Genomic DNA, 15,856 nt, shown 5'->3' on the forward strand with positions numbered 1-15,856 from the left:
ACTCCTTCCGGCCCGCCAACTAGTCGCTCGATTGCGCCACTTTTTCTCCCGGCTGGTTGTAGTGGACCAGCGGCGATTGCGGGTCGAGCAGCGAGGTGCGGATGAAGTGCAGGTAGCTTTCCACCCGTCTCAGGGCTGAAGTCTCAAAGTTCCCGGCGAATGGCTCATCGGTCTGTTGCACGCACTCAATGGCGTGCTCGACAGCCTCCAGCGCGCGCTGCAAATAACCGGGCCCAGGCTTGACGAACAACCGCACCAGTGCGCGACCCATTGCCCGGATGGCGAGGCGCCAGGGCATGCTCTCGGCGTAACAGGCCTGCGCCGGCAACCGGGCCTGCTCGCGGCGCAACTCGATGATCGCGTGCCCCACGTCCAGTACCACGAACGTCCAGCGCAGCAGGCGATGCTGCACCGATGCCCTGCCCGCCGCAAAGTTGTAGGCCTGGTTGAGCAGGTCGCGGGTGCCGCTTTCGAAACCGGAGCCCAGCGCCGGCAACGGCGCGCTGATGGCAACCACCACCTGGCGGCGCAGATCCTGTTCCAGCCGGCGCCACAGCCAAGGGCTGTTGGGTGGCAGGATAATCGCCCCCGCCGCGGCGCACACCAACATGCCAAAAACCATGGCGAGATAGTCATTGATCAGCCCGTAGGGGTTGTACAGCGTCAGGTTGGCAGGCACTGAGCTGGTGCCGAAAAACACCAGCATGCCCAGGCCATAGCCGGCCAATTGCGGCCTCGCCAGCCAGAACGAACCCAATACGATCACCGGCGCCATGACCACGCACAGCAACGGAAAACCGTCGATCATCGGGTACACGAAAAACACTTCGAAAATGCCAATCACCGCTGCCAGTAGCGTACCGCAGGCGATTTGAAACGACATGCGCCTGGGGTTGGCAGAGAACGCCGACAGGCCTACGGTCAGCGCCGACACCAGGGTCATGGCCGCGCCGCTGGGCCAACTGGTGGCAATCCACAACGTACTGAGCACCAGTAACACCACCGCGGCGCGCAACCCGGCCGCAAGGGTCGCCAGCCAGTTGGTCCGAGGTTGAAACGGTTCGTTCCATTGCTCTCGCACATGGTTGTGATCGGCGAGGGACGCATGCGTCTGGGCGTAGCTGTGCAGCTCGTCGACAAAGCGGTAGAGCAGTTCATACGCGGTGTGAAAGTCCAGCAGGTCATCGGCTACGGGAGCGGTATGTTGCAACGCCGCACGCAGGCGCCGGACCCGGTCTGGCAAGCCGGCTTTGTAGACTTTCAGTTCGGTGGACAGCACGGCCGCGTCACGGTCCGTCAATGGGTGCCCGGCGAAGGGTTTGAGCAGCTCGGCCAACGCGATCAACCCCGGATCGACGGCCTGGACCACCTCCACGCCACCGCGCAGGCGAACCCGTTCAAGCAGTTGATGCAGCGCGTTGAAACGCGTGGTGATCGCCATGAACTCGCTGTTGAGGCGGTTGATTCGCCCATTGCGCTGGCGCATGTAAGGGTCTTCGAACACGCTGACGCTGCGCATTACTTCCAGGCCAACGGCCTCGGCGATAAACCCCAGGTTGGCGCTCTCGAAGGCCGCCTGGTCACCGGTATCACGCAGGCGCTGCCGCACAAATCCGGCAAAGCGGCCAAAGCGTTGGTACAACGTGTTGCGCATCGCCACGCTGGAGGTTTTAGGCAATACGGTGGCGCTGATCAGCGTCGCGCAGACGATCCCCAAGGTGATCTCCAGCACTCGCCAGACGGCCGCCATGAATACCTGCTGCGGATGGCCCACCACGGGAAGCCCGACCATCACCGCCGTGTAGCCGGCGAGCACAAATCCATAGGCGCGGAAGTTGCGATTGCGCGCGGCACCACCGGAACACAACCCCACCCACAATGCCAGGCCCGCGAGAAACAGCTCGGTGCTCTGGGCAAACAGGGCCATCAACAGCACCATGAACGATGAGCCCACCAACGTGCCGATGAAGCGATAGATACTCTTGGCGAGGACGTGCCCGCTGTGGGGCTGCATCACGATAAACACAGTGGTGATCGCGGTGCTCGGTTGTGGCAGTTCCAGGCGCATCGCCAGCCACAGGGTCAGGTACGAGGCGATCAATACCTTGCCCAGGTAGATCCACATCACCCCATCGCTGCGGGCCCACTCCATGAAGCCCCGGCGCCAGGGCAGCGACACCAGCCAGCGGCCCGCTCTACCGGCGATATTGAAACGACGAACAGTGAGTCGAGGCACGCGACCTTCCGGCTGACGGGAAATGGGGCGGCGACTCTAGGGGCTTCCATGCGCCCCGGTAAGTCATCAGAAACGTGAATGACTGTTACGTAAAAATCCACAATAAATAGCGTTTACAGCCGTGGATGAGTTCATGCCACACTAAAAAACGTTCCACCTGGAGAGCATCGATGGACATCCTGCAGAACATGCGCATCTTCCGCTGCGTTGCCGAAGTCGGCAGTTTTACTGGCGCGGCAGTGCAGTTGAATAGCAACACCACCCATATTTCGCGCTCCATTTCCAACCTTGAAACCCACCTGCGAACCCGCCTGTTCAACCGCACCACACGCCGTACCGCACTGACCGAATCCGGCAAACGCTACCTGTTGCGTTGCGAGCAAATCCTGCGCTCCGTCGAGGAAGCGGAGCTGGAAGCCGGCGACGCCCACACACGCCCTACCGGCCAGTTGAAAGTGCACTCGATGACAGGCATCGGCCAGCACTACGTGGTGGACGCCATCGCACGCTACCGCAAGAACTACCCCGACGTGACGTTCAACCTGAGCATGAGCAACCGCACGCCGAACCTGGTCAACGAAGGGTTCGACGTGTCGATTGTGTTGGCCATTGACCTGCCCGATTCCAGCCACGTTTCACAGAAACTGGGCACGACCTACAGCATCGTCTGCGCCTCACCGTCCTACATAAAAAACCATGGTGCCGCGCAAACGCCGCAAGACCTGCTCAGCCACGCCTGCCTGCGGCTGGTCAGCCCGGTGATCCCGCTGGAAGACTGGACGTTCGACGGCCCCCGTGGCCAGGAGAGCGTCACCATCAGCAGCTCGCCGTTCCTGGTGGACTCGGTCGACGCCATGAAGACCGCCATCAGCAACGACATGGGCGTGGGCATCCTGCCGGTGCATGCGGCAATCAAGGGGCTGCGCAGCGGCACTCTGGTGCGAGTCCTGCCCGAGTACCGCCTGGAAGAACTGAGCCTGTACGCCATCTACCCTTCCCGGCACTACCTGGATGCAAAAATCAAAACCTGGGTGGAGTACCTGCGCAGTTCACTCCCGGAAGTGCTGGCCGACCATAAGGCTGTGCTGAAGATTCGCGACCGGGTCAGCTACGGCTGATCATCGCTGATAGTGCTGATTCAGCCATCCGAGTGCCCACCGGCGGGCACTGGCGTCGGCCTCCATGACGCCATACAGGTCCGTCACCGCCACCACCGGCTCCTTGTCCAGCACATGCCGGATGCACTCGGCGATCTGCATGAAGCCGATGCGTCCGTCCAGAAAGGCCTGCACCGCGACTTCATTGGCCGCATTGAGCGACGCCGGTGCCGTGCCGCCCACATCCGCCACCTCGCGCGCCAGGGCCAGGCAAGGAAAGCGCTTCTCGTCCGGTACTTCGAAATCCAGCCGGGCCACCTTGAACAAATCCAGTGGTTCAACCCCTGAATCGATCCGTTGCGGCCAGGCCAGGGCATGGCTGATGGGCGTGCGCATGTCCGGGTTCCCCAACTGCGCGAGCATTGAGCCGTCGACGTAATCCACCAGCGAATGGACGACGCTTTGCGGATGGATCACTACCTCGACCTGGGACGGCCTGGCGCCGAATAACCAACAGGCCTCGATCAGTTCGAGTCCCTTGTTCATCAGGGTTGCCGAGTCCACCGAAATCTTGCGGCCCATGGACCATTTCGGGTGAGCGCAGGCTTGGTCCGGCGTTACGTTGTGCAGTTGCGCCATCGGCGTTTGGCTAAACGGCCCGCCGGAGCCAGTCAACAGAATGCGCCGCACGCCCGCGTGGGCCAGGCCGTGTTGAGCATGGGACGGCAGGCACTGAAAGATTGCGTTGTGCTCGCTGTCCAGCGGTAACAGCGCCGCCCCACTGCTGCGCACCGCCTGCATGAACAACGCACCGGACATCACCAGTGCCTCTTTGTTGGCCAGGAGGATTTTCTTGCCGGCCTCGACGGCGGCCATCGTTGCATTCAAGCCCGCCGCACCGACGATAGCGGCCACCACCGTGTCCACATCCCGGTGACCGGCGACGAATTTCAGACCGCTTTCGCCGCCCACTACCTGAGTCTGAGAGCCCTCCTCCAACAGTTGCTTCTGCAGCGTCGCCACGGCTTGCGGCGTGGGCACCACGGCGTAGTCCGGACGGTGCAACAAGCATTGTTTTTTCAACAGCTCCAGTTGGGTGAACCCGCTGAGGGCGAAGACTTTATAGCGCTCGGGGTGACGCGCGATAACGTCCAATACGTTGACGCCCACCGAACCGGTAGCGCCCAGCACGCTGATGGCTTGCAAGCGTTGACGGGTGGCGATCACCTGGCGAATGACTTTTTTGCGCGGAATAAGCGACATGACGTAATGAGCCTGACGTAGAGAAAACAGCCGCCATTAACCAAGGAAAGTGCCAGCGCCGTCATCGCGATAACGCCAACAACTATCGCAAAAAAGCCAAGCCTTCGATCAGCTCGAAAACGGGCCTTGGTCATAACGACTACAGCACGTCATAAGGACTACATAACACTCGTGTCATATCGACTACAAAAAATATATCCAACTGATTTATAGGAACTTTTCATATGGCATGAATCCTGATCAGTGCTGCGCGCCCCTTTGGCAATCTATAAAGAGAACCCCATGAACAATGACTTCAACCACCGCCTTGCCGTAGTGACCGGTGCCAGTTCAGGTATCGGCCTGGCTGTCACCTGCAAGCTGCTTGAACAAGGTGCGCAAGTGGTCGCCATGTCGCGACAGATTGGCGAATTGGGCGCATTGGCGGAGCGTTTTGGCGAGCAGCTCTACTGGCTGGCGGGGGATGTCACCCAGGCTGCCGACCAGGCACGCCTGGCGCAGTTGACGGCGTCCATCGGACCGGTGGAGTACCTCGTGCCCAATGCCGGGATCGCACAACTGGCCGATGGCCTGGACCTGGCCGCCTTTGACCGGCAATGGGCCGTCAATGGAGCCGCGGCTCTCAACACCCTCGGCAGCCTACGCGAGCAAATGGCCGCCCAGGCGTCGGTGGTATTTATCGGTACATTCCTGGAGCTGGCGACCTTCCCTGGGCTCGCCGCGTATATTGCTTCGAAGGCCGCCTTGCGGGCGCAAATGCGCACCCTGGCGGTGGAGCTGGCGCCCCATGGCATTCGTCTGAACATGGTATCGCCCGGCCCCACCGCCACGCCGATCTGGAGCACCTTGGGGCTCAGTGACGAAGCGTTGGGCGGCGTTGCCACCACAGTCAATCAGCGCCTGCTCAATGGGCAATTCCTGGAGCCGGGCGCTATTGCCGATGTGATCCTGTTCCAGTTGAGCCAGGGCGCACGCAGTGTGTTTGGCCAGGACTGGGTGGTCGACGGCGGCTACACCCTGCGTTGACCATGGCCCCGCAGGCCTAATGCGCAGCGCACAGGTCTGCGGGCAATGCCTTGGCGCCTCCGAACGCCAAGGCCTTCCACCCAATCACAAGCAATGACAGTGCGGCAAATATCAAGCCGCAGCCGATCACTCCGGTGGTGCCGAATGCATTGATAAACAGCCCGCCCACGGACGCCCCGATCACCACGCCGGCATTCGCCGAGGACACATACAGGCTGGTTGCGAACTCATGCGCCTCGGGCGCCGACGAGGTCAGCCAGACTTGCGTGACCACCAGCCCGCAGGTATGCGCAGCGCCCCACAGCAGCACAATCAAGCTCATCGACCACCACGACGGGCTGCCGAACGCGTACAAGACCACGTACGCCGCCGCCAGCACAATGGGGTACAGCACCACCGTCGCCACCATGCTTTTGCCCAATAACCGGCCCACCAACAGGTTGCCCGTGACACCGCCCACGCCGAAGATCACCAGCATGATGCTGATGGCCTGGCCATCCATGCCGGTCTGGGTCCTGAGGTACTCGGCGGCATAGCTGTAGACCGAAAACATCGTGGTGAACACCAGCACCGTCGCGATGATCGCCAGCCACACCGACAGGCTGCGCAGCACCGCCAGTTGCTTGCCGAAACTCAGCGGCATCGGGCGTTCATGATGGGGCAGTTTCAACAGCAGTCCGACACCTGCCAACCCCGTTGCCAAAGCGCAGAAGAAGAACGATGCCTCATAGGAAATACTCGCGCCCACCCATGTGGTCAGCGGCACCCCAAGCACCAGGCCCAAGGTGGTGCCCACCACGGCCAGGGCCGTGGCATGCGCCGCGCGGTCCTTGGGGTACAAGGACACCGCGGTGGAAAACGCAGCGGCAAAAAACACCGGGTGCAGCATCGCCGGAATTACCCGCAACGCCATCAAGGTTTCGAAGTTCGGCGCAAACGCCGACAGCACGCTGCACACGGAAAAACCAAAGAGCGCGCCCACCAGGATTTTCTTGCGCGCCAGGCGCGACGCCATCAGCACCAGGAAAGGCCCGAGCACCGCCACGATCAGCGCAAACAAGCCCATCAATAACCCGGCCTGAGACACGCTGATGCCGAAACGTTCGACGATCATCGGTAAAATACCGACCACACCAAACTCCAGGGTGTACAGGCCGAAAAGACCCAGAATGATGTAGATCACCGGCCGACCTCGATCACGATCTTGCCAAAGGCACCGCGCCCGAGATGAGCGAAGGCTTCGGGCACTTGCTCGAAGCCGTAGGTGTGATCGATTACCGGCTCGATGCCGTGGCGGTCGATCATGGCAATCAGATCTTCCAATGCGCGGCGCGGCCCCACGGAGATGCCGATGATGGAGGCCCGCTTGCCCAGCAAGGCCATGACCGGAGCATTCAATTGGTCACTCTCCAGCAGGCCGATCACCGAGATGCGCCCACCGTTGGCTACCGCGTGCAGGGAACGCGTGAGGTTGTCACCGCCGGCCATTTCCAGGATATGTTCGGCGCCACGCCCATCGGTCAGCGCTTGCACCGCCGTGTGCCATTCCGGTACCCGGCTGCGGTTGATGCCATGGGTGGCACCCAGCTCTATGGCACGCGCGATCTTTTCATCGCTGCTACTGGTGATGATAACGCGGGCACCATTGGCCGCAGCCAGTTGCACCGCAAACAACGAGACGCCACCGGTGCCCTGCACCACCACGGTATGGCCGGCGTGCAGGTGGCCCAGTTCGAACAGCGCCATCCACGCCGTCAAGGCGGCCACTGGCAAGGTGCTGGCCTGCCCTGCGGTGAGGCTGAGGGGCGCATGCACGCACCATTCGGCAGGTGTTGCCACGTACTCGGCGAGCATGCCGGGGAGCGGGCCACCCTGAGGCGGCGCTTCACTCCAGGACAGCGGAGCGCCATCGACCCATCCGGCAAAAAACGTCGACAGCAGCTTGTCGCCCACCTTGAAACGCGTAACGCCCTCGCCCACGGCGACCACCGTGCCCGCCATGTCGGAGGCCGGCGTGAATGGGAATGTGAGGTCGGCACCCATGCTGTTTTCGACCACTTCACCGTCGCGGTAATTGAGCGAGACGGCCTCGACGCGCACCAATACCTCCCCGGCCTTCGCGATGGGGCGTGGCACGTCGGCAAGGCGCAGTGTGTGCAGTCCCAATGCAGGTGTTTCCCAGCGTTTCATGGTGTCGGTCATCTTGGTATTCCTCGTGAATGGGCAATGCCACAAGGATATGGGCCTGTCCTCACGGGATTAAGGGGGCGCCGGCTCCACTGTCTACGGAGCTTTTGTTCCGCAATCGGGATAAGGTAGCCAGGCCTCGCCTCAGCCAAACCGGAGCCTCGATGGACAGCCTCAACACCCTGAATGTTTTTGTGCAGGTCGCCGAAACCCGCAGCTTTGTCGCCGCCGGGCGCGTGCTGGGCGTAACGGCCTCGGCAGTCGGCAAGAGCGTGGTACGCCTGGAGGAACGCCTGGGTGTGCGCCTGTTCAACCGCAGCACCCGCAGCGTCACGCTGACTGCCGAGGGCGAGCTGTTTCTGGAGCGCAGCCGGCGCATCCTGATGGAGATCGACGAAGCCGAAGCCGAGCTTTCGCAAACCGTGTCGGCGCCTCGTGGCCGGCTCAAGGTCAGCCTGCCGCTGGTGGGCCATCCGTTCTTGCAGGTGCTCGCGCAATTCAAGAAAGCCTACCCCGAGGTGCAGCTGGACCTGAGCTTTACCGACCGCCGCGTGGACGTGGTGGAAGAAGGTTACGACGCCGTGCTGCGCAGCGGTGAAGCGCCCGACTCGCGCCTCACATCGCGCCTGATCGGCGGCTACCGGATGCTGCTGGTAGCATCACCGGCTTACCTCGCCGAGCGCGGCACGCCGCAACGGCCGGAAGACCTGGCTCAGCATGCATGCATCAAGTTCCGCTACCCCAACACCGGCAAAATGCAGCGCTGGCCCCTGCGCCAGGACGGGGTGGAAGCTGATTTCCCACTGCCCGCCGCGATGGTCTGCAACAACCTGGAAGCGCGCATCTGCTTTGCCGTGCAAGGTATCGGCATCGCCTACCTGGCGGATTTCGCCATTCGTGAATGGCTCGACAGCGGACAATTGGTGCCGGTGCTGGAGGCGTGTTCGGAAGCAGAGAACTTCCGGATCATGTGGCCTTCGGGCCGCCATCCAACGCCCAAGCTGCGGGTGTTTATCGACTACCTGCATGCGCACCTGTTTCCCGAGGATGGGCCTGCGAGCAAACGTGCAGACTGCCGGCCCACGTCTTGATCACAGCGCCTGATCAGCGTCGAACTGCTCCCGGGATCGCCTGAATCCGTCGGCATTTTCCACCACCCACGTCCACAACGGAATCATGTGCACCAGCAGCTGTTTGCCCAACTCCGATAGCTGGTATTCGACCTTGGGCGGCACCTCCTGGAAGTCATGGCGCAGCACCAGGCCATCGCGCTCCAGCTGGCGCAAGGTCCGCGTGAGCATGCGCCGGGTGACGCCCTCCATGCGTCGGCCGATCTCGGCGTGGCGCAGCCGGCCGTTCACGCCCAACAGGTGCACGATGCCCAACGACCAGCGGTTTCCCGCATGGGTCAGCACCTGCCGTTTGAGCCCGTCTTCATCAGCGCTAAGGGCTTCACAGGCGGCTTGTGAGCGCCTGATGATCTCGTCGTTATCCACCTTCTACTCCCGGTATCACTGGTGTGCCTTCTTATGCGCGGTCGGCAATTCTGCAAGCATGGCATGACTTTCACCTGAACCGAGACCCCTATGACTGCTTCGATCCTTGTACTGGGCGCCGGCGAACTGGGCCTGGCGGTACTGCGCCAACTGTCCCGCCTGGCTGCACCGCAAAATGTGTCTGTGACGGTGTTGCTGCGCCCCGCCACACTGAACTCCCCCGACCCGGCCAAACAGCAGGAAATCATCGAACTGCGCGCCTTGGGCATTGAGCTGCTGGCGGGTGACCTGGCCAATGGCTCCGAGGCCGAGCTGGCAACGGTGTTCGCCGACTATCACACCGTGATCAGTTGCATCGGCTTTGCCGCAGGCCCCGGCACTCAGCGCAAGCTGACCCGCGCGGTCATCGCAGGCGGCGTGAAACGTTATGTACCGTGGCAGTTCGGTGTGGACTACGACGTGATCGGCCGCGGTTCGGCCCAGGACCTCTGGGATGAACAGCTTGACGTGCGCGACTTGCTGCGCTCCCAGCAAGGCACGCAATGGGTGATTGTCTCCACCGGGATGTTCACCAGCTTCCTGTTTGAACCGTCCTTCGGCGTCGTCGACCTGGCGCAGAATACCGTGCATGCATTGGGAGATTGGGACACCGCTGTCACCGTCACCACGCCTGAGGACATCGGCCTGCTGACGGCACGCATCCTGTTCAGCACGCCGCCGATCACCAATCAGGTGGTGTACACCGCCGGCGACACCCTGACCTACGGCGAGCTGGCCGATACCGTGGATGCGCAACTGGGGCTCACCCTCAAACGCGAACGCTGGTCGGTGCGCTACCTGGAAGCGGAACTGGCCGCTGCACCCGAGGACAACCTGATGAAATACCGGGTGGCCTTCGCCCAAGGCAACGGCGTGGCCTGGGACCCTGCCATTACCTTCAATGGGCAACAACAGATCGCCGTGACCAGCGTTGCCCAATGGATTGAGCAGAACCTCAAGGCACCGGCAACCACCCGCTGAACTGCCCCTGACTGTCCAACGTGCACCAGGCGAAATCCCAGGGCAGCGGCGGCAGCCTTTGCAGCGCCACGCCACTGCCCGGCTTCCAGTCCACCACCTGAAGCGGCGCGCCTTGCCAGGCCACAACCACGCCCCGGACCTGGCTGGTGTCATCGCTGACCCAACGGGCCGCGGCCGCCGTCATGAACGCTTCGATGGGCTCTTCATCGATCTGCGTGCGATACACCGAACCGAGCAGCCAACGGCACACGTTTACATGGTAGGTCCAGTCCAGGGAGGGACGGTTGCGGTAAGCCCAAGTCATGAAGCTGCGAAACAGGTTCAAGCCCTCCGGCGGGTCGAGCTTGAGCAGGCCGGGGCAGATGTCGAACAAGGTGTGCCAGTACGGCAGCAACCGTGCATCCAGGTGGACGAAACAGCGGGCGTTACTCGGGTATTCGACAGACGGTAGCAACACGTCGCCGCGGGACGGACGGCGCGACGCCTTGCTGACCAGACGGGCAGCGCCGGAAGGCAGGATAGAGCTCATGGAACGCACTCACACTCGTGACGATAGAACGCCTCCTGGTATCAGGAAGCCCGGGGCACACGTCAGAATGCAGGGGAAGCGCGAGGGTTGGCCGAGGGCCAGGAATACCGTGGAGGGGCCTTGTTGCGCCGCTCATGGGCCGGGCGCGGCTTTTGCCCGAGGCCCAATAGCCAGGCCAGGCAAAACAGGAAGACGATGCCCAGGGTCACGGCGGAGCACACCGGGCAGGCGAAGAAGTTCGACCAACTGCTGGCCGTCGGATTGCCCAGGCCGGCATCCGAGGCCGGCGCCTTGGTGCCCAGGCTTGAGCAGAACTGACCGCCCAGGCCATTGAGCTCAAGCCCCATCATCTGCCCATGGCCCAAACCGCAGACGAACACATTGAACAGGACGCAAAAATACAGGGTCCAGGCAATGAGTGAGCGGTCCGGGCGGGAGAGTTTCATGGCGGCGACTTTACCATTCCCCCTGTAGGAACTGTCGAGCTTTAGCGAGGCTGCGATGCAGACGCCACGGTCTTGCAGGAATACCGAGGCGATCCCTTCGCAGCCTCGCTCAAGCTCGACAGCTCCCACATTTGGTCTTGCTCGGCAGGGCCTGTGACAGAACGTCGCAGATTACGCCCAGAGGCCCGGGTTGTTAGAATGCCACGTTCTCCTCGCCTGATTTAACGCTTCGTGGTACCCAGGCGCTTCACAGGATGCACAGTTGATGAGTACGTTATTCACCCGCCGCAAAGTCCTCTCCGGCATGGGATTGCTGGGCCTGGGCCTGCTGGCCGGCTGTGACAACAGCCCGAAACTGAACTTCAAGTACGGCAAGGATCTGAGCGACAAGATCATGGGCCGCACCTTCAAGCTCAAGAACACTGACGGCGAGACCGTCACCTTGAGTTCCTTCCGTGGCTTGATGCCAGTGGTGTTCTTCGGCTTCACCCAGTGCCCGGCCGTGTGCCCGACCACACTGGCGCGCATGGCCCAGGCGAAAAAACTGATGGGCCGCGACGGCAAGATCATGCAGGTGGTGTTTATCACCCTGGATCCCGAACGCGACACGCCCAAGATACTCGACGCCTACGTCAAGGCCTTCGACCCCAGCTTCCAGGCGCTGTATGGCACCCCGGAAGAAATCGCCGTGGCCGCCAAGGAATTCGGGATCTTTTATGAAAAGATCCCCGCCGGCGACAGCTACACCCTCTCCCACACCGCCACCAGCTTTGTGTTCGACACCCGGGGCACCCTGCGCCTGGGCTTGTCTGCCTCGCTTAACGCCAAAGAGTGCGCAGAAGACCTGCTCACCGTCATGGAGGTCTGCTAATGACTGCCGTTCAACACCTCAAGCGCTTCGCCCTCGGTCTCTCCCTGCTCGGCCTCGCCGCCCACGCCAGTGCACAGGCAGTGGTCACCGACGCCTGGGTACGCGCCTCGGTACCGGGCCAGCCGTCCAGCGGCGCGTTCATGACCGTTACCGCCGACAGCGACAGCAAACTGCTCAGCGTGGCTTCGCCGGTCGCCAAGACCGTGCAGATCCATGAGATGACCATGAAGGACGACGTGATGCGCATGGGCCCGGTGGACTCGGTGCCATTGCCCGCCGGCAAGGCCGTCAAGCTCGACCCGGATGGCTATCACGTGATGCTGATCGACCTCACCGCCCAGATCAAGGAAGGCGACCAGGTGCCGCTGACCGTCACCGTGGAAAATGCCAAGGGTGAAAAGCAGTCGATCGAAGTGAAGGCCCAAGTCCGTGCGTTGAATGCGACGGAAACCATGGATCACAGCAAGATGCACTAAAGCGCAGATCAAAATGTGGGAGCGGGCTTGTGTGGGAGCGGGCTTGCTCGCGAATGCGGTGTGACAGTCACCGGATGTATTGACTGATCCACCGCTTTCGCGAGCAAGCCCGCTCCCACATTCGCCCTTCAGTGCCTGAAAAATCGGGCGTCCGCTTCATACTTTTTTCGTCTCGCCTCAACACTTTCTATATATTTTCAATCTGCAATACAACTCGTTAGCCTGCGCAAGCCGGACGCGTCTCCCTGTCGCCGTCCGGCCAGATAATTCTAAAAATAAGCAGCAGACAACGGGAATAACAATGAACAAATCCCCCATTACCCTGGGCTTGACTTCGGCCACCCTCGGTTTGACCCTCGCCTTCCCAACCTTTGCCGAAGCTGACTTTTTCAAAGACAGCAAGGCCGACCTCGAATTTCGCAACTTCTACTTCAACAGCGATTACCGCCAGCCCAACGCGAGCCAGTCCAAACGCGATGAGTGGGCCCAAGGGCTGATCCTCAATTACCAGTCGGGTTATACCGAAGGCCTGGTGGGCTTTGGCCTCGATGCCATTGGCCTGCAGGGTTTGAAACTGGACTCAAGCCCCGACCGCCAAAACACCGGCCTGCTTCCCGTGGGCGAGGATGGCGCACCGGACAGCTACAGTCGAATGGGCGCCACCGCCAAGGCGCGGATCTCCAAAAGCGTGCTCAAATTCGGCACGCTGATCCCCAAGCTGCCGACCGTACTGCCCAACGATGGCCGGCTGCTGCCCCAGACCTTTCGCGGCACTCAATTGACCAGCCAGGACATCGCCGGCCTGACCTTCGATGCCGGGCGCCTGACCAGCAACACCCTGCGTAACGACAGCGGCCATGCAGACATCGAAGTCGACGGCAAAGGCATCAAGGGTGCCGTGCCCAGCGATAAATTCGACTTCGCCAGTGCCAGCTACAGTTGGACCAAAACCCTGGTCACCGGCTACCACTACGCCAACCTCGAGAACAACTACAAGCAACACATCTTCAACCTGGTCCATACCCTGCCACTGGGTGACGCGCAGTCGTTCAAGACCGACCTGCGTTACGCCGACTCCAGCAAGGAAGGCAACAGCAACATCGACAACCAGGCCTTCGGTGCCAAGTTCACCTACAGCCTCCACGGCCACTCGTTCGGCGCCGCCTACCAGCGCATGAAAGGCACCACCGGCTTCCCCCACCTGGACGGTACCGACTCCTACCTCGTCAACTACGTGATGATCTCGCCGGACTTCGCCAACCCCGAGGAAAAGTCCTGGCAGGCCCGCTACGACTATGACTTCGCCGCCCTCGGCATCCCCGGCCTGACCTTCATGACCCGCTACCTCAAGGGTGACAACTTCGTGCGTACCCGAACCCTGGAAGGTACCGAGTGGGAGCGCAACACCGATATCGGCTACGTGTTCCAGAGCGGTGCCCTGAAGAACCTTGAAGTGAAATGGCGCAATGGCACGTATCGCAGCAATGGCAGCGGCAGCGATATCGACCAGAACCGCTTTATCGTCAGCTACACCCTGCCCTTGCTGTGATTTTTCCCGGAGCGTTGCACATGAATAGCAGAAAAAGCCTGATCCACCTGGCCGTCGCCTTTGCCCTGTTCAGCAGTTACGGCGCCTACGCCGCCGACACCGGCGCGTTGCCCTGCAAAACCACCGAAGAATGCGCCGCCCAGGCGGCCAAAGTCGGCGCCACGCCGGGCTCCTCGCAAAGCGCCCACAAGGCCAAGGGCGACCCGACCCAAACCCAGTTCGCCTGGTTGAACCGCATCAACAAAGCCTCGATCGTGATGCTCACCGAAGAAGGCATCGTCAAGCCGGACATGGGCCACAAAATCGCCGGCGGCGTGCGCTTTGCCATCGACCAGGCCGACCAGCCCGATGGCAAGCGCCCGGAAGACGTGCTGCAACTGGAAAAAATCATGACCGACAAGATCGGTCCGGAAGCGTCGCTGATCCACTCCGGCCGCAGCCGCCAGGACATGCTCGCCACCTACCGCCTGGCCAAACTGCGCTCCCAGGTGCTGGCCTACAGCGAGGCACTGAACGCCACCCGCCAACGTATCCTGAACATCGCCGACAAGAACATCGACACCCTGGTGCCCGCCTACACCAACGGCGTGCAGGCCATGCCCATCAGCTATGCGCACTACCTGCTGGCGTTCGAAGCCGCATTTGATCGCGACGGCCAACGCATCCGTGAACTCTACACCCGCCTCAACCTGAGCCCGATGGGCACCGCGGTACTGGCGAACTCCGCTTACCCGCTGAACCGCGAACGCCTGGCCGAGTTGCTGGGGTTCGACGGCGTGCGGGAAAACTCCCTGGATTCGAGCCAGGTGTCGACCTACGACATCCCGATCGAGGCGGCCAACCTCGCGGCGTCTTCGGCGATCCGCATCGGCGCGATGATTGGCGATATCCATACCCAGTACCATCAGATCCGCCCCTGGTTGCTGCTGGACGAAGAGTCCACCTACACCAGCAGTGCGATGCCGCAAAAACGCAACCCGGGGTTGTTGATGCGCACTCGGGAATCGGCCTCCGACGTGGTGGGCCTGGCGCAAACCGTGACCTTGCGCGCGCATAACGTCACCACCGGCATGACCGACTACAAGTTTGCGTTCGATTCATTGGGGCTGTTCCAGTCCACCGATGACATGTTCAAAAGCATGGATGCCGTGCTGGATGCGCTGCAGATCAACCCGCAGCGAGCGCTGGATGAGCTGGAGTCGGAATGGACCACGTCCATGGAGTTGGCCGACACCCTGGAGCGTCAGTTCAAGGTGCCGTTCCGTATTGGCCACAGCTTCGCCTCGTTGATCGTCACCGAGGCGCGCAGCAATGGCACCACGCCGAAGACCTTCGCGTATGCGGACGCGCAGAAGCTGTACACGCAGGCCGCGGACAAATACAAATGGACGCCGAATACGTTGCCGCTGGATGAGGCCGGTTTCCGTGCTGCACTGTCGCCGACCACGATGGTCAAGACTCGCAAGGGTACGGGTGGGCCGCAGCCGGAAGAGGTCAAGCGGATGCTGGTGGAAGCGCGCAAGAATCTCGACGCGGACCAGAGTTGGTTGAAGGAGCGTCGTGAGAAGCTGAAAGGTGCTGAAGGCAACCTGGACAAGGCCTTCGACAAGTTGCTCAACGCCAAGGGCTGAAATGCGATCTGAATGTGGGAGCGGGCTTG

15 protein-coding genes are annotated in these 15,856 nt (G+C 61.7%); 8 read left to right on the forward strand and 7 right to left on the reverse strand.

Features of this window, described 5'->3' with window-relative positions; translation table 11 throughout:
- Positions 1 to 19: 19 nt before the first annotated feature.
- Positions 20 to 2,152 carry an FUSC family protein gene (locus tag HX805_RS16595; protein ID WP_087692419.1) on the reverse strand — a complete coding sequence of 711 codons (2,133 nt, stop codon included), beginning with the start codon at positions 2,150 to 2,152 and terminating at the stop codon, positions 20 to 22.
- A gap of 254 nt (positions 2,153 to 2,406) precedes the next feature.
- Between HX805_RS16595 and HX805_RS16600 the strand changes: the two genes are divergently transcribed.
- On the forward strand, positions 2,407 to 3,354 hold the full coding sequence (locus HX805_RS16600) for a LysR family transcriptional regulator (protein WP_003207376.1): 948 nt from the start codon (positions 2,407 to 2,409) through the stop codon (positions 3,352 to 3,354).
- Here HX805_RS16600 and ispC read toward each other — a convergent pair whose 3' ends face one another.
- Positions 3,355 to 4,596, reverse strand: coding sequence for a 1-deoxy-D-xylulose-5-phosphate reductoisomerase (gene ispC / locus HX805_RS16605; RefSeq protein WP_177081460.1), 1,242 nt, complete (start codon positions 4,594 to 4,596; stop codon positions 3,355 to 3,357).
- Positions 4,597 to 4,878: 282 nt separating this feature from the next.
- On the opposite strand from ispC, the gene HX805_RS16610 reads away from it, so the two are divergent.
- Positions 4,879 to 5,622: an SDR family NAD(P)-dependent oxidoreductase gene (locus HX805_RS16610; RefSeq protein WP_177117109.1), complete on the forward strand. Its 744-nt coding sequence runs from the start codon at positions 4,879 to 4,881 to the stop codon at positions 5,620 to 5,622.
- A gap of 16 nt (positions 5,623 to 5,638) precedes the next feature.
- Here HX805_RS16610 and HX805_RS16615 read toward each other — a convergent pair whose 3' ends face one another.
- Both HX805_RS16615 and HX805_RS16620 read right to left on the reverse strand, forming a co-directional pair.
- Positions 5,639 to 6,805, reverse strand: coding sequence for an MFS transporter (locus HX805_RS16615; RefSeq protein ID WP_003207370.1), 1,167 nt, complete (start codon positions 6,803 to 6,805; stop codon positions 5,639 to 5,641).
- Positions 6,802 to 7,824, reverse strand: coding sequence for an NAD(P)-dependent alcohol dehydrogenase (locus HX805_RS16620; RefSeq protein ID WP_003207368.1), 1,023 nt, complete (start codon positions 7,822 to 7,824; stop codon positions 6,802 to 6,804). Before HX805_RS16620 ends, HX805_RS16615 begins: the two co-directional genes overlap by 4 nt.
- 149 nt (positions 7,825 to 7,973) lie before the next feature.
- Here HX805_RS16620 and HX805_RS16625 point away from each other — a divergent pair, with 149 nt between their 5' ends.
- Positions 7,974 to 8,900 carry a LysR family transcriptional regulator gene (locus HX805_RS16625; protein ID WP_003207367.1) on the forward strand — a complete coding sequence of 309 codons (927 nt, stop codon included), beginning with the start codon at positions 7,974 to 7,976 and terminating at the stop codon, positions 8,898 to 8,900.
- Here the strand turns inward: HX805_RS16625 and HX805_RS16630 are convergent, their stop codons facing one another.
- Positions 8,901 to 9,305, reverse strand: a complete 405-nt coding sequence (locus HX805_RS16630) for a helix-turn-helix domain-containing protein (RefSeq protein WP_177081459.1) — start codon at positions 9,303 to 9,305, stop codon at positions 8,901 to 8,903. It abuts the gene before it with no gap.
- 90 nt (positions 9,306 to 9,395) lie between these two features.
- Here HX805_RS16630 and HX805_RS16635 point away from each other — a divergent pair, with 90 nt between their 5' ends.
- A complete protein-coding gene (locus tag HX805_RS16635) occupies positions 9,396 to 10,325 on the forward strand; it encodes an aromatic alcohol reductase (protein WP_177028169.1) in 930 nt (309 codons plus the stop codon).
- Here the strand turns inward: HX805_RS16635 and HX805_RS16640 are convergent.
- Entirely contained in the window at positions 10,300 to 10,854 is a 555-nt protein-coding gene (locus HX805_RS16640; RefSeq protein ID WP_003207361.1) for a putative natural product biosynthesis protein, read from the reverse strand. The two genes, HX805_RS16635 and HX805_RS16640, sit on opposite strands and share 26 nt — an antisense overlap.
- A gap of 62 nt (positions 10,855 to 10,916) precedes the next feature.
- A complete protein-coding gene (locus HX805_RS16645) occupies positions 10,917 to 11,300 on the reverse strand; it encodes a DUF2946 domain-containing protein (RefSeq protein ID WP_003207359.1) in 384 nt (127 codons plus the stop codon).
- A 265-nt stretch (positions 11,301 to 11,565) separates the two neighbouring features.
- Between HX805_RS16645 and HX805_RS16650 the strand changes: the two genes are divergently transcribed.
- The 4 genes from HX805_RS16650 (at position 11,566) to HX805_RS16665 (ending at position 15,827) form a co-directional block, all read left to right on the forward strand.
- Complete coding sequence (locus HX805_RS16650) at positions 11,566 to 12,171, forward strand: SCO family protein (protein WP_003207358.1); 606 nt, start codon at positions 11,566 to 11,568, stop codon at positions 12,169 to 12,171.
- Complete coding sequence (locus HX805_RS16655) at positions 12,171 to 12,647, forward strand: copper chaperone PCu(A)C (protein WP_177067486.1); 477 nt, start codon at positions 12,171 to 12,173, stop codon at positions 12,645 to 12,647. Before HX805_RS16650 ends, HX805_RS16655 begins: the two co-directional genes overlap by 1 nt.
- Positions 12,648 to 12,948: 301 nt before the next feature.
- Positions 12,949 to 14,196: an OprD family porin gene (locus tag HX805_RS16660; protein WP_008435327.1), complete on the forward strand. Its 1,248-nt coding sequence runs from the start codon at positions 12,949 to 12,951 to the stop codon at positions 14,194 to 14,196.
- 20 nt (positions 14,197 to 14,216) lie between these two features.
- A complete protein-coding gene (locus HX805_RS16665; protein ID WP_003207353.1) occupies positions 14,217 to 15,827 on the forward strand; it encodes an argininosuccinate lyase in 1,611 nt (536 codons plus the stop codon).
- Positions 15,828 to 15,856 lie beyond the last annotated feature (29 nt).

The organism is Pseudomonas sp. G5001 (genome assembly GCF_013385475.1).
GTDB lineage: Bacteria > Pseudomonadota > Gammaproteobacteria > Pseudomonadales > Pseudomonadaceae > Aquipseudomonas.